This window comes from Vibrio sp. 10N.261.51.C6 (genome assembly GCF_041471785.1).
Lineage (GTDB): Bacteria > Pseudomonadota > Gammaproteobacteria > Enterobacterales > Vibrionaceae > Vibrio > Vibrio crassostreae_C.
Map to the genome: position 1 here is coordinate 1 of NZ_JBFRPB010000061.1, position 12,460 is coordinate 12,460.

Sequence of the window (12,460 nt, forward strand, 5' to 3'; positions counted from 1 at the left end):
GAGGCGGCATTATAGAGATGTTCATCACATTGGCAAGTGTTTATTAAAGAAAGATGCAAAAATAACGATTACATGGCGAATAAACACTCAAAGCCTTATTTGTGCAAGTTTAACTACAGAGTACTTACAAAATAACCACAGACTTATCCACAATTGCTCTGATTTTCATCCTAGAAAACAAAAAAGCTGCCTCATGGCAGCTTTTTAAATGGCAACGAGTCTAAATCCCAGAACCATATTGCTCTCCATCATCTTCATGGAGACCACATTCGCGTTTCAACCCATTAAAACGAGTTTCCTCTTCAGTCATACCCGGTTCCCACTTCTTAGTTGTATGTGTATCTCCAACAGAAAGGTAACCCTGCTCTCGAAGCGGGTGATAACCGAGACCATGCTCTTCTAGGTAATAGTGAACATCTTTATTCGTCCAATCGATTACCGGCAAAAATTTAAACACACCATTTTGGATAGATAAGATTGGCAAATTTGCACGCGATTGAGATTGCTCTCTTCTTAAACCGGAAAACCATGTCCCAGCCTCGAGCTCATCCAACGCTCTTCTCATCGGTTCAACTTTATTAAGCTTGTTGTACTTCTCTATCCCTTCTATACCTTGATCCCAAAGTTTTCCATATTGCGCTTCTTGCCAATTAGGGCTCTGTTGGGCGCGAAAGACTTGAAGGTTTAGAGTCAACTTCTGACTTAACTCATCAATAAAGCGATAGGTCTCCGGAAATAGATACCCTGTGTCAGTCAAAATAACCGGAATATTTGGTTTTGCTTGGGTCACTAGGTGCAACATCAATGCTGCTTGGATTCCGAAACTAGAAGACACAACATGTGTCCCTTCTAAATTATCTAAAGCCCACTTAACTCTTTCTAATGCGGTTAGCTGCTCTAACTCTGCGTTGATTTGTCCAAGACGAAGTATTTGCTCCGTCTTAGTCAATGCGAGTAGCTCTGCTAACTTCAGTTTTGAAGCGACAGAATTATGCATGCAGATCCCTCTTTGAAATTATCACCTCTTCGATGATGCCAGCTCGGATTGTAAAATCACCGAACCCTTCATTGTCGTTACGTTCCGTAGCCCAACGTCCCACCAGCGAATCAATCTCTTCTAAGATCTGAGCTGAAGTGATGTTCTCTTTATACATCTTAGGGATACGAGTTCCGGCCTTGTTGCCACCTAGGTGCATGTTGTAACGCCCCGGAGCCTTACCCACTAAACCAAGTTCAGCCAACATTGCACGACCACAACCGTTTGGACAACCTGTGATTCGAAGGATGATGTTATCTTCTTCTGGTAATCCATGTTTTTTCAGAATGTCTTCAACATCCGTTACAAACTCAGGAAGAAAGCGCTCAGCTTCTGCCATTGCTAAAGGACATGTTGGGAAAGCCACACACGCCATTGAGTTTTTACGTTGCTCTGAAACAGCATCATCCATCAAGCCATATTGACGCGCCAGTTTTTCAATCTTGGCCTTTTGACTCGTCGACACACCCGCAACAATTAGGTTTTGGTTTGCAGTCATGCGGAAGTCACCTTTGTGGATCTTCGCTATTTCAGCAACACCTGTTTTCAGAGCTTTACCCGGAAAATCAAGTAAACGACCATTCTCGATGAATAACGCCAAGTGGTGCTTACCATCAATGCCTTCCGCCCAACCAATGCGATCACCACGGCCAGTAAACTCATAAGGACGGCTTTCAGAAAATTCTACGCCTGCACGCTTTTCTACTTCTGCTTTGAATACATCAATACCAACACGGTCTAGTGTGTATTTGGTTTTTGCATTCTTACGGTTTGAACGGTTACCCCAGTCACGCTGAGTCGTTACCACCGCCGCTGCTACATCTAACGTTTTATCTAATGGCACAAAACCAAAGTCGTCAGCTTTACGTGCATAAGTAGAGGTATCACCATGTGTCATAGCAAGACCGCCACCGACTAACACATTAAAGCCCACCAGCTTTCCGTCTTCAGCAATAGCAACAAAGTTAAGATCGTTAGCATGGACGTCCACATCATTTTGCGGAGGAATGACAACCGTCGTCTTGAACTTACGCGGTAGGTAGTTGCTACCAAGGATAGGTTCTTCATCCGTTGTTTCTAGTTTTTCACCATCTAACCAGATTTCTGCATAAGCACGAGTCTTCGGTAATAGATGTTCACTGATCTTTTTCGCCCACTCGTAAGCTTCTTGATGAAGTTCAGATTCAACCGGGTTTGTCGTACATAGAACATTTCGGTTTACATCACCCGCTGTCGCAATTGAATCAATGCCAATGCTATTTAGCGTTTGGTGCATCAACTTAATGTTCGGCTTCAAGACACCGTGGAACTGAAACGTTTGACGAGTTGTTAGACGAATTGAACCGTAAGAGGTACTTTCGTCTGCGAACTTATCAATCGCCAACCACTGCTTAGGGGTAATGATGCCACCAGGCATACGAGCACGAAGCATGACGTTATGTAACGGTTCGAGCTTTTGTTTGTTACGTTCGTTACGAATATCACGGTCGTCTTGTTGATACATACCGTGGAAACGAATCAACTGAAAGTTATCAGCAGTAAAGCCACCTGTTATGCGGTCTTGGAGATCTTGTTCAATCGTACCGCGTAGGTTATTACTTTCACGCTTAAGACGCTCATTGTCAGCCAAAGGTCCAAGTACTTGACCTAGCACTTCTTGCTCTATTACTTGCTTGCTCATTAGTACACATCCCTTTGGTAACGTTTCGCTTTACGTAAATCATTAATATATTGTTCAGCTTGCTCGCGGCTCTGGTTGCCATGCTTTTCCGCTATCGAAACTAACGCTTCATGAACATCTTTAGCCATTCGAGTCGCATCGCCACAGACATAGAGGTACGCGCCCTCTTGCAGCCATTGCCACACCTGCTCTGCTTGTTCGATTAAACGGTCCTGAACATAAACCTTTTCTTTTTGGTCACGGCTAAAGGCAACATCGAGCTTAGTTAGCGCGCCAGACTTGAGGTACTTTTGCCATTCAACTTGGTATAAGAAATCTTGAGTAAAGGTACGGTCACCAAAGAACAACCAGCTTTTTCCTTCAGCATCATTGTTTTCACGCTCTTGAACAAAACTGCGGAACGGTGCGATACCGGTACCCGGGCCGACCATGATGATTGGTGTGTTGTCGTCTTGTGGCAGCTTGAAGTTATTGTTGTTCTCAACAAACACCTTCACTTCACCGCCTTCTTCAAGACGTTGAGCTAAGAAGCTAGAAGCTCCGCCTAAACGAGACTCTTCGCCTTTTTGGTATTCAACCAAACCAACCGTCAAGTGAACTTCTTCATCTACTTCTGCTTGGCTTGATGCAATAGAATAGAGACGCGGTGTCAGCTTACGTAACAGGCCAATTAACTCATCAGCCGATAGCTTAGTTTTCTTCTCAGCTAAAACATCGACAACTTGAGTATTACCCGCGTATTCACGAAGCTTGTCTTTATCTTCCACCAGCTTGATTAACTTCTTGCTGCCCGATAACTCAGCAAACTTAGTCACAAGTTGAGGGTTTGAAGTGGTAATCTCAAATTTACTCACTAGCGCACTATGGATAGATAGATTCTCACCATCGACATCGACACTTTCGATACCCGATAACCCAACCTTAGAAAGAATCTGATTTGCGAGTTCTGAACTGTTTTCATACCATACGCCTAGCGCATCGCCGGGTTGGTAGGTAATGCCCGACTCATCAAGATCAATCTCGATATGACGAACATCTTTACCCGAGTCACGACCCGTGATCTTTTGACTGGTTAATAGTGTCGCTGTATATGGATTTTGTTTGGTGTATTGCGAATGACCGGCAGCTGCTTGGCCTACTGGTAACTGAACGATATCAGCCTCGGCACCTGTCGATAGCGTTTCTTGAACTTGTGATAACGCTTTAGCGCGCCATTCCGTTGCTGATTCTTCGTAATCAACATCACAATCAAGACGGTCGACAAACGATTTAGCACCAAGCTTAGCGAGGAAGCTATCGAAGTCTTTAGCCGTTTGGCAGAAGAACTCATAGCTTGAGTCACCTAAACCAATCACACCGTATTGTAGGTTTGATAATTTTGGCGCTTTCTTCGATTGTAGGAATTCATGCAACTCAATAGCGTTATCAGGGGCTTCGCCCTCACCATTGGTTGAAGCCACAAAAATGACGTGTGTCTCTTTGGCTAGGTTCTTACCTTTATAATCACTTGCATCGAAAAGCTCGACAGCAATACCTAAGGCTTTTGCTTCTGCCTCTAGCGATTCAGCGACGCCTTTCGCATTACCGGTTTGAGAAGCGAAGATAATGCTGAGCTTACCCGCTGGCTTAGCCGCTACTGCAGCGGCCGCTTGAGCGATTGGCGCAGCAGCACCGACAGGCTGAGCTTGGCTCACTCCCCAAAGGTAACCACTGACCCATGCCAGTTGTTGTGAAGACAGTTCAGAAACAGTTTGCTGAAGATGACCCAATTGTTGGTCATTAAGTGGTGCTGCTAGCCCAGGTAACTCATTAGCCCCAGACTGTGCATTATTGTTTTGTGAAGACTCTTTCTTATTTAAAGACATGGTCACGACATCCCTAATCATTGCGTGACGATAGATTAACCACTCCTTTTAATAACAAGAAAGAATAGAAAAGTATGTTTTATAACTTTTTGGAAGTAAAAACCGATTGAAACGTAAATTGTCTTACTGGTTTTCAATGCGTACTTGCTGAAAGCCAACCGCCATTGCCGATTTAGATGCCAAGTCTAAATCCGCGTAATGACATTCTTCACCATGAACATCAGTAAGCAGAACAAAGCCACCACCCATATGACGAAACTCCACAACCCAAGACCCTTCTTGAATTGAGGGCTCTATGATGGCTTCAACTAACAGGTTTTCTCTATATAAATTTCGTAATTCATTGAGTGTCATATTCCATCCCTTGCTTTGACCTCACTACATAGACCTTATAAGAATAGACGCAAATTGGCTCTCTGTATTAAGGATGGTCGAAAGTGATGAATGTGCTAACTAATTCCAGAAAGATATAATCAATAGATATAAAAAAACGCCACTTAATAAAGTGGCGTTCTTAAAATTCGTTCTAAATTTGCTTTATATGGCCTAGAAGCGCACTTCAGCACCAGCAAACCAACCATCGACCATGACAAAGCTCTTGCCTAGTTCTGAGCTAAAGAACTCATCCGAATCTAAATCGATAACACGGTAACCACCACGCAGGGCAATTTCAGATTCTGATACTGGAATTCGGTACTGAACACCTGCCATCAAATCCGTGCTCTTAATACCACTGCTATCACCGAACTCCATCGTACCGATGATATCGAAATTGGTCTCAGGAACGTTGATCTCTGCGTTGCCGTAGAAGCTCCAAGTGAATTCATCAAAGCTTGTTTGAGCGCCACCCGTTTTCGGTTCGATGTAATTCGAGTTTGAATACTGAGTAAACGTCACACCCGCATCGAAGTTCATCAGCTTGTGATCTAACAACGTGTAATAGAAGGTGTAATCGTACTTATCGAAAGCCAATGAATCTGCATCAACAGAAGTATAGCGAAAGCTAGCGTTTGGTAGCATCGGGGCATTATGCTCAAATGCGAAATACAACGAAGGTGAGTTAGAGTCATCATCTTGTCTAACTTCGTTTAGCTTTGTACTTCCCCACCACATATCGGCACCGACTTTAGCCGTGTAAGAAAACTCTTCTTCAGCAGACACTGCCGAGCTTAAAGATAGCATTCCCACTAAAGCAATTAATGGCATTTTATTCATTTGAGATAGCTCCAATTCCATATCGTTGTGCTAATTGTATGCACATTCATAGATTATTGGGGAAAATTCTATCACACATCTTAAATTCTCAAACGATAAACCGCTGACGATCAAAGATTTGACGACACCATGATCTTAGTAACGTCTTTGGTTAGAACTGTGTACAAAGTTTTTGAAAAACCACACACCGATTGCAATCACGATCAACCAAGGCAGTAACTTAAACACGGCCCCCATCATACCTAAGACCAACATGACTAATAACGCCACTCCGGTTGCAGCCAATACCGTCATAAACGTAATACCAGTGACAAGTAGAGTCGCAACGAAAATAAGAACAAATATTAATTCAAACATAATGGTCTCCCTAATGAGTTAATGACCTATCTTTCCTACTTTCTAACATTGCAGCTTCCATACCAAGTATGCCAACCCTATAAAATCCTTATTTATCAGATAAATAAAAAGCCACACATCTTCATGCGTGGCTTTTCGGAAACTTATAGTGGTAAATTTAACCTCTAGTGGCGAATTTAACCTTAAGTTTTTAACTTAGAGGGAGCTTAAACATTTAGCTCTTTAGGGATCTTAGCCAATGCTGTTTGCATCACTTCAATACCTGCACCTTTCTTATGTGCGTTTTCACTGATGTAGCGACGCCATTGTCTTGCACCAGGCATGCTTTGAAACAAACCAAGCATGTGACGAGAGATGTGACCTAAACTTGCGCCATTTGAAAGTTCACGCTCGATGTACGGGTACATCTCTTCGACAACCTGTGAGCGCTTCTTAATTGGTGTGTCTAAACCAAAGATCTGTTGATCAACTTCAGCCAAAATAAATGGGCTATGGTAAGCCTCACGACCAATCATCACACCATCAAGGTGTTGCAAGTGCTCCTTAGTTTGCTCAAGAGTCGTAATGCCACCATTCACGGCAATCACCAGATCAGAGAAATCTTTCTTGATTTGGTATGCACGATCGTAATCTAGCGGTGGGATCTCACGGTTCTCTTTCGGGCTAAGGCCACTCAACCACGCTTTACGCGCGTGAATAGTAAATTGCTCACAGCCACCTTTTTCAGAAACCGTCGAAACAAACTTAGTTAGAAACTCATAAGAGTCTTGGTCATCGATACCGATACGCGTTTTCACGGTAATTGGAATATCAGTGACTTCTTTCATCGCTGAAACACAATCTGCCACCAACTCGGGCTCAGCCATCAAGCATGCACCAAATCGACCATTCTGAACTCGGTCTGAAGGGCAACCTACGTTAAGATTCACTTCATCATAACCGCGTTCACCAGCAAGCTTGGCACAAGCAGCAAGATCAACCGGGTTTGAACCACCGAGTTGAAGTGCAAGAGGATGTTCTTGCTCGTTATATTCAAGAAAGTCGCCCTTACCATGTAAGATCGCGCCCGTTGTTACCATTTCCGTGTACAGAAGAGTCTGCTGAGAAAGCAAACGGTGAAAGTAACGACAGTGGCGGTCAGTCCAATCGAGCATGGGTGCAACAGAAAGTCGGTTACTAGCGTATTTACTGGTTTTATTAGTGTTTGTCATGATTCAGTCTCAATTAATACTGTACAAACATACAGTGAATTACCTAGAATTAAACGGAATTACTTCCTGTAGTACCCCTCAAGTACCCCTTTAGGAGTTGGACAATGGCAAGTTATACCATCGAGACCAGAAAGCTAAAAAGCGGTGAACCAAGGTTCAAGGTAACAATCATCGTTAAAAAGAATTCGCGCATTATACACAGGGAAAGCAAAACTCTAAAAAAGAAAGCACTCGCTAAAGTTTTCGGTAAAAAAAGGGTAGCTGAACTAGAAGCTCAAGGGGTACTCAATCAGCCAAAAACAGTCCCCCTTTTGGTACTCCTCGATTTATTCATGGCTGAGCGTGATCTCTGGGACAATACAGGCCGAACAAAACGCTACGTTATTAAAATGCTTAGGGATTGCGACATAGCCCAAATTGAGAGTAATCAGCTACGAACTAGCGACTTAATCGAGCACTGTAAAAATAGAAAAGGCGCAGGAGCCAAACCCGCAACGATTTATCATGATGTTGCTTACCTACGTTCTGTAATGAAAAAGTCTAAGCCTGTCTTCAACATCGACACCAATCACCAGATATTTGATGAGGCCGTACCCGTTCTGATTGATATGGGGTTAGTCGGTAAGAGTCAGAAACGAACACGTCGCCCAACTTCTGAAGAACTAAAACTCTTAAAGCTTGGATTAGAACAACGTGAGTCTTTCCGGCCAAACGGCACAACTCGAATCCCATTCACCGACATTCTTGAGTTCAGCATTCTTACTTGTATGCGAATAGGTGAAGTGTGCAAGCTGCGTTGGGAAGATCTCAACCAAGAACATAAAACAATACTTGTCAGAGACAGAAAAGACCCAAGGAAGAAAGAGGGCAATCACATGATTGTTCCGTTACTTGGTGAATCATTCGAGATCGCACTCAAGCAACGAAATAAAGGTGATCTGATTTTTCCATACAATTCACGAAGTGTCAGCGCAGGCTTTCAGCGAGTACGAAACGAATTAGGTATTGAAGATTTGAGGTATCACGACTTACGCAGAGAGGGAGCGAGTCGGTTATTTGAAAAGGGCTACTCTATTGAAGAAGTAGCCCAAGTAACTGGACATAGAAATCTAAACATTTTGTGGCAAGTATACACGCAATTATTTCCGCATAAGTTACACAAAAGGGCTTAGTAATTAGCCTTTCAACTGATATACATCGTCAAGTGGTAGCCTAGGCTCTCCTCTACTTATGGATATTTGAGGTGAAGAGAGGTTAGGTGAATACACATACCCCATTTTTGAAAGTATTTCATTCAACTTATCATCGTTCCTGCTAAAGAGGTTATCGAGCACGGCTTTGACTACATGGTCGTTTTTAACTAGTTCATTCGTATACTCAGGGCTGTTTATATCTTTTGCATGCGCTAGTGCTCTGAAATTAGGGTTATCTAAGTAATGATCTCTCAAGCTTTTTGTTTCGTCGATATCCAACTGTGCAATCAGCTCCAAAATGCCCTTAAAGTTTCTAGTCTGACGTCTTAGTTCAATATAGTGTGATTCAAGATTCTCTTTGTTTTCTTGAAGGTCTTCTAATTCAGCTTTTAGCGATTTAAGTTCTTCGCCTTGACTTTGTTGGGTTTCATTCGAAAAATCGAGTTGAGATTGCAGATTACTAGTTGCAATTTCTGCGTCTTGTCTTAGTTGTGTTTGGTGTGCAATTTCGTCATTAAGAGTAGTTATTTTTCCTTTCAGAATATTACGTTGCTCTGCCCACAGATCTAAATCTCGACCTAACTTTTCTTTTTGATATTCCAAACTGCATTCCGCTTGTGCTCTTGCAGTCCCACCAAGACTTTCATACTTACTTTTATCTCGGCTATGTTTTGCTCTAATACGTTTGTCGTCAATGAAGCTATACTTCAACTTATCGACTTGGTGTTGTAGCCAAGGCAACCCAAAAGTATATAAAACCGCTATAACTGCAGGAATGACTAAATCAGACAACAAATGAAACTCTAGTGATTTAACAAACGTTATCTTGTCTTTGCTTTCACTAAAGAAAAACTCTATTACATAGATATGATTCCACGCCAACCAAGCTAATATGAACGCACCTAAAATGGGCGCCTTAAGTCTGTTTGCTGTTGCTTGTGACAAGGCTGAAACCAGCTCTTTCATTTTGATATCCCTTAATACTTAACTAGACACATATTACTACAACACATTTCTAAAAAGTACTCATACATCAGTAGTATAAATAAGTATGAAAGACTCGGTTAAGGGTTGGATAGAACTGAAAACGTCAGAACAACGTTCCTAAATCAAAAAAGCCCTACGACTTAGGGCTTTTATTTTCCAACCGAGTCAAACGCTCATCCATCTTTTCCATCATCAAGCGCAGCCATTTAACATCAGTTTTGAGTGTAATCCCTACACCTACACCGCTCGACAAGGCACTGACAACTGCAACTATTAGTGTTTGATATTCTGCCATTACTTGAACTCATTGCGTAGGGTTTCCCATAGGCCAAATACTATGGGAGCACTTGCGCCAATAATGCCACCGAATTGAACACCGTCTGCCGATACGCTCGCGGTGATAAGTTCAGGGTGACCAGCTACCAAAGCAGCTCCCGCGCCAAGTAACGCTAAACCCTTTTTAGTGGAAGGAGCAGATCATTTTCTTCTGTTCACTTTCTATGACGCGGACTTAAATAACCAACTTTTCAAGTTCGATTCGGTGAGAGGCTTTTCCTTTACTGTGCTTTACCCATAAACGCTTTGGTTGGTATCCATTGGCACGGAGCTCAACATCATAATTACCCTCTGGCAATCGCATACCGGCTTGGTACCTAGGCTTAATATTCATTATTCGAACCTTAAAACCCGGTTGGTTCTGTGCATTTGAATTGATGTACATAGGAAACTCCGTTTGGGCTTCATTATTGTTTTTAGCTGAACTCACCGGTTCGCTCTCAGCACGCTGAGTTAAATAACGAGCAAAAACACCATCCAACTCCGCTACCGAATGCTCCAAAGAGGTAGAAAACCCATCAGTAATACGCATACTTTTGTCTATTTGAGCGCCAAGTGGATGAATCAACGGTTGAGTATGTATCACCCAACGAACGGCATAAGAAGCCGACGGAGATAGTGTGTCACTGACTTGCTCTAAGAAAAAGCCAATCGTTGAGTCCGTTTGAGTGTACTTGGATGAAAATACATTCACAGGCACAACAAGAATAACGAATATGACGATAAACGAGCTGCCTATATTCAGAGCCTTGCTCTTCAAGTTCGGTGCTGGCCGTGGTTTATGGTAATTCATCAACACGATAAATTTTCCTGGCAGCTTAAACACCGTTAGGACAACGAGAAATAGCGATAGTCCCATTGATATTGGCGGCACAATGATAGAACGCAATGCCGCTTTGCCTTGTTCAGCATAAGGGCCATCATCAGCAAACTGAGCGCGTGACGCCTCAATATAACCTAGCCAATAATCTCTCTCACGCCTCACATTTGGAACAATAACCTGTTGGTAAAATTGCTTATTATTCCACGTCGCCATCATGGGCTCGACGTAATAACGTTCGCCCATACGATTCTTTATTTGTTGCTGAACTTCGGCTACTTTTTGAAAATCATTCCAAGATAAGTTCGGTTCAATGTCGTAACCCCGCTGCTTTGCCTCGGCATGCCAACGAGCTTTGGTGTCCTTCATAACTTTGTTTCTGACTGCATTTTTAAACACGCTAATTTGGTTTATTTGCCAATTGGAGTCTAAATGGATCCCCTTTCGATGAACTTGAGTACGAACCTTACTTGCTGTTGTAGAGTGGGAGCGAAACTCCGACATAGAGTCGATTCCCATAGGATAACCGGTCTCTTTTAAGAACTGTTTTTGCCACACTGCCAGTATTCGTGGTGTGTAATGAGCGACACTATTGGTATACGTTTTATCTTGAATGGCTTCTCCAGCTTGCCCTGTCGCCTGCTCAATACCGGCTTGGATAACTGATAAGCCTAGAGAACCGAATGCTTCCCCCCAAGATGTTTCACCTTTCGTTCGTCGAAAGGTTTTCTCTAACCAATAATCCATCGGTTGGTGGGGAATCGAGTTATCTTTTAATAAGCGTTCATAGCGATCTTCAATGCGGCTGATACAATTGGCTCTTGAGCTTCCTTTGCGTTTATAACAGCGTTCTTTATCATCAAATAGGTCAAAAATAGGTTGTGCAACTCTTTGTGCTCTCGCCTCTGCTCTCGTTAAATAGGCCTTACTCGCCTGTTGATAATCACGATACCCCGTCGCGACGGTCGACTCGACCTCTTCCCACGCTTGATTGGCCTTTTGATGGCGAGACTCTACCGTCTGATTATACGCCCCAACATGTTTTTGATATTGATGCCACGATTGCTGAACTTCACTCCGTAATACTTTATAGTTCGCATAGTGCTCATCGAAATTGGCGTTTGCTCGATTTTGAATATAACGATCCAAAATTTGAACTTTCTTATCATCAATATGACTTAAGAATGCATCATTGCTGTAAACCAACCCACCGATCAAAGCGAGAAAAGTCATTTCTGACGACTCGGTACTCGCCTCTGAGTTATAAGGGATCCCTTCGATATTAATCGCATTCATCGCTAAACTAGATCGCAGTACAGAGGAAAAGAAAGCCTCCTGTCTCTGCTTTGCACTACTCGGTTCAATCAACCATTTATCTATTACCGCCTTTTGACCAAAAAAAACCGTTGGCCAAACCAAAGCTGTAATCACGACCAACGATGAAATAGCGCGAAACTTCGTCGTGGTCAGCCATCCTTTAAGTAGAAAATCCGCAACAATTAAAGTCACCCCGATCCCTGAGATGGTTCGGCCAAATAGCTCCGTTTTATGTAATTGAGCATCACTAACATCGATTCCACCCGCAATTTCAACCAACTTGGCGTTGAAAGCGACTTCAGGAAAAAGATAAAGAAGTGAACAAAAAAACAACAAAACAGCCAACCATTTCGGCTTCTTATTATTTGTGGTTATTACGTCCTGGCTAGGAACTGGTTTCATCTTAACGCTTCCATAATTTGTCTATCCCTGTTCTCATCAA

The 12,460-nt window shown here is 42.7% G+C and carries 13 protein-coding genes; 2 read left to right on the forward strand and 11 right to left on the reverse strand.

Features of this window, described 5'->3' with window-relative positions; all coding sequences use genetic code 11:
* On the forward strand, positions 1 to 208 hold a 208-nt coding region (locus AB4375_RS16210), incomplete at its 5' end, for a hypothetical protein (protein ID WP_206361182.1).
* 12 nt (positions 209 to 220) lie between these two features.
* Here the strand turns inward: AB4375_RS16210 and AB4375_RS16215 are convergent.
* The 7 genes from AB4375_RS16215 to dusA form a co-directional block, all read right to left on the reverse strand.
* Positions 221 to 997: a phosphoadenylyl-sulfate reductase gene (locus AB4375_RS16215; RefSeq protein WP_372052006.1), complete on the reverse strand. Its 777-nt coding sequence runs from the start codon at positions 995 to 997 to the stop codon at positions 221 to 223.
* A complete protein-coding gene (cysI, locus tag AB4375_RS16220; RefSeq protein WP_372052008.1) occupies positions 990 to 2,717 on the reverse strand; it encodes an assimilatory sulfite reductase (NADPH) hemoprotein subunit in 1,728 nt (575 codons plus the stop codon). The genes AB4375_RS16215 and cysI overlap by 8 nt, the downstream gene beginning before the upstream one ends.
* Complete coding sequence (locus AB4375_RS16225) at positions 2,717 to 4,582, reverse strand: assimilatory sulfite reductase (NADPH) flavoprotein subunit (protein ID WP_372052010.1); 1,866 nt, start codon at positions 4,580 to 4,582, stop codon at positions 2,717 to 2,719. Before AB4375_RS16225 ends, cysI begins: the two co-directional genes overlap by 1 nt.
* 123 nt (positions 4,583 to 4,705) lie before the next feature.
* A complete protein-coding gene (locus AB4375_RS16230; RefSeq protein WP_004735813.1) occupies positions 4,706 to 4,936 on the reverse strand; it encodes a hypothetical protein in 231 nt (76 codons plus the stop codon).
* A gap of 192 nt (positions 4,937 to 5,128) precedes the next feature.
* Entirely contained in the window at positions 5,129 to 5,797 is a 669-nt protein-coding gene (locus AB4375_RS16235) for a TIGR04219 family outer membrane beta-barrel protein (RefSeq protein ID WP_136974911.1), read from the reverse strand.
* Between the two features lie 135 nt (positions 5,798 to 5,932).
* A complete protein-coding gene (gene pspG, locus AB4375_RS16240) occupies positions 5,933 to 6,154 on the reverse strand; it encodes an envelope stress response protein PspG (protein ID WP_372052011.1) in 222 nt (73 codons plus the stop codon).
* Positions 6,155 to 6,360: 206 nt separating this feature from the next.
* Positions 6,361 to 7,365 carry a tRNA dihydrouridine(20/20a) synthase DusA gene (dusA, locus tag AB4375_RS16245; protein WP_019822275.1) on the reverse strand — a complete coding sequence of 335 codons (1,005 nt, stop codon included), beginning with the start codon at positions 7,363 to 7,365 and terminating at the stop codon, positions 6,361 to 6,363.
* A gap of 104 nt (positions 7,366 to 7,469) precedes the next feature.
* Here dusA and AB4375_RS16250 point away from each other — a divergent pair, with 104 nt between their 5' ends.
* Positions 7,470 to 8,537, forward strand: coding sequence for a tyrosine-type recombinase/integrase (locus AB4375_RS16250; protein WP_372052013.1), 1,068 nt, complete (start codon positions 7,470 to 7,472; stop codon positions 8,535 to 8,537).
* Positions 8,538 to 8,540: 3 nt separating this feature from the next.
* On the opposite strand, the gene AB4375_RS16255 is transcribed toward AB4375_RS16250, so the two are convergent.
* From AB4375_RS16255 to AB4375_RS16270, 4 genes are all read right to left on the reverse strand, one after another.
* Positions 8,541 to 9,524 carry a hypothetical protein gene (locus AB4375_RS16255; RefSeq protein ID WP_372052014.1) on the reverse strand — a complete coding sequence of 328 codons (984 nt, stop codon included), beginning with the start codon at positions 9,522 to 9,524 and terminating at the stop codon, positions 8,541 to 8,543.
* A 154-nt stretch (positions 9,525 to 9,678) separates the two neighbouring features.
* Complete coding sequence (locus tag AB4375_RS16260; protein ID WP_372052015.1) at positions 9,679 to 9,840, reverse strand: hypothetical protein; 162 nt, start codon at positions 9,838 to 9,840, stop codon at positions 9,679 to 9,681.
* Positions 9,840 to 9,971, reverse strand: coding sequence for a hypothetical protein (locus tag AB4375_RS16265; RefSeq protein WP_017059946.1), 132 nt, complete (start codon positions 9,969 to 9,971; stop codon positions 9,840 to 9,842). Before AB4375_RS16265 ends, AB4375_RS16260 begins: the two co-directional genes overlap by 1 nt.
* Positions 9,972 to 10,056: 85 nt before the next feature.
* On the reverse strand, positions 10,057 to 12,420 hold the full coding sequence (locus tag AB4375_RS16270) for a hypothetical protein (RefSeq protein WP_372052017.1): 2,364 nt from the start codon (positions 12,418 to 12,420) through the stop codon (positions 10,057 to 10,059).
* Between the last annotated feature and the right edge of the window lie 40 nt (positions 12,421 to 12,460).

Bases quoted from the DNA above. Each gene is read 5' to 3' on its own strand.
- cysI (WP_372052008.1), bottom strand. From the start codon at position 2,717: ATGAGCAAGCAAGTAATAGAGCAAGAAGTGCTAGGTCAAGTACTTGGA.
- AB4375_RS16260 (WP_372052015.1), bottom strand. From the start codon at position 9,840: ATGGCAGAATATCAAACACTAATAGTTGCAGTTGTCAGTGCCTTGTCG.
- dusA (WP_019822275.1), bottom strand. From the start codon at position 7,365: ATGACAAACACTAATAAAACCAGTAAATACGCTAGTAACCGACTTTCT.
- AB4375_RS16230 (WP_004735813.1), bottom strand. From the start codon at position 4,936: ATGACACTCAATGAATTACGAAATTTATATAGAGAAAACCTGTTAGTT.
- pspG (WP_372052011.1), bottom strand. From the start codon at position 6,154: ATGTTTGAATTAATATTTGTTCTTATTTTCGTTGCGACTCTACTTGTC.
- AB4375_RS16215 (WP_372052006.1), bottom strand. From the start codon at position 997: ATGCATAATTCTGTCGCTTCAAAACTGAAGTTAGCAGAGCTACTCGCA.
- AB4375_RS16255 (WP_372052014.1), bottom strand. From the start codon at position 9,524: ATGAAAGAGCTGGTTTCAGCCTTGTCACAAGCAACAGCAAACAGACTT.
- AB4375_RS16235 (WP_136974911.1), bottom strand. From the start codon at position 5,797: ATGAATAAAATGCCATTAATTGCTTTAGTGGGAATGCTATCTTTAAGC.
- AB4375_RS16270 (WP_372052017.1), bottom strand. From the start codon at position 12,420: ATGAAACCAGTTCCTAGCCAGGACGTAATAACCACAAATAATAAGAAG.
- AB4375_RS16225 (WP_372052010.1), bottom strand. From the start codon at position 4,582: ATGTCTTTAAATAAGAAAGAGTCTTCACAAAACAATAATGCACAGTCT.
- AB4375_RS16250 (WP_372052013.1), top strand. From the start codon at position 7,470: ATGGCAAGTTATACCATCGAGACCAGAAAGCTAAAAAGCGGTGAACCA.